The 1,098-nt window shown below is 49.7% G+C and carries 1 protein-coding gene; it reads right to left on the bottom strand.

From position 1 onward, the window contains the following. Positions 1 to 9: 9 nt before the first annotated feature. Complete coding sequence (locus CJ260_RS12455; RefSeq protein WP_095630436.1) at positions 10 to 999, bottom strand: IS30 family transposase; 990 nt, start codon at positions 997 to 999, stop codon at positions 10 to 12. Positions 1,000 to 1,098: the final 99 nt, after the last annotated feature.

Raw genomic sequence — 1,098 nt, 5'->3', positions numbered from 1 at the left:
GGCGAATTGTCAAGCTAAGTGCAACTTTTTAGAGTAATGTACTTCGTATGGCGTTTTGTATCCTAAACATTTTCGGGGACGGCGATTTAGTTCTGCAAAAACAGCTTGCACATAGGCTTCTGGAACGAGTGTGATGTCTGTCCCTTTCGGGAAATACTCTCGGACTAGGCCATTGGTATTTTCGTTGCTTCCCCGCTGCCAGGGCTGATGCGGCGGCGGGAAATAAAACGGCACGCCGTTCAAGGCCTCTGTGACAGCGGCATGATGGGCGAACTCTTTTCCTCTGTCCGGCGTAAGGCTTTTTACAGGTTGCCCTTGCAGTACCTGAAGCAATACCGTATTGACGGCTTGTGCTGTCTTTTTGGCTGCTTTGCCTCCTACCAGATACCGGCTCTTTCTATCTACCAACGTAACCAGACAGGCTTTTCCTGTCTTTCCTGCTATGGTATCACATTCCCAATGGCCTCGCCGGGAGCGGTTAGCGGCTCCTGCTGGCCGTTCCGAAATATCGTGAGAGATGGGAATAGAACCCCGTCGTTCCTGATATTGCCGGGTATGCCGGGATTTTCCATGATGCCGCAAGCGGCGGACCGCACCGCGGGACCCATGGGAGGACGACGTTTCATCAAACATACCGGCATATATGGCGCGGTAAATCGTTGCATAGCTAAGGAGTGCCTTCTGATGTTCCAGCTGCAAGCGTCCGGCAATTTCTTCTGGGGACCAATGATGCACCAGGAAGAGATTTTTAACCAATGCGAATAGCTCGGCATTCTCTAACCGCTTGTGAGGCTTGCATGCCTTACGGCGGCGGGCATACTGTTGTTGTGCGGTGATGGGCAGATACTTGCCGTTCACTGTATTTCTGCGTAGTTCCCGTGAGATCGTGGATTTATCTCGGCCGAGGGCCGCCGCAATTTGAGAGATAGAATAGGACTGCGCGCGAAAAAAGAGTAGATTTTCTCGTTCAGATAGAGTAAGATGATGATAGTGGCACATAGGTTTCCTCCGAGATATAGATTTTGTTTGGTAGCATTATTATATCAGAAACCTATGTGTCATTTTTTATAGGTGTTGCACTTGTATTGTAAATTCGCC

The organism is Megasphaera sp. ASD88, from assembly GCF_002287425.1.
Taxonomy (GTDB): domain Bacteria; phylum Bacillota; class Negativicutes; order Veillonellales; family Megasphaeraceae; genus Megasphaera; species Megasphaera stantonii.
This window is presented reverse-complemented; position numbering and strand designations above follow the sequence as displayed.

Excerpts from the sequence above, each read along its gene's own strand:
- CJ260_RS12455 (WP_095630436.1), bottom strand. The coding sequence starts at position 999 with ATGTGCCACTATCATCATCTTACTCTATCTGAACGAGAAAATCTACTC.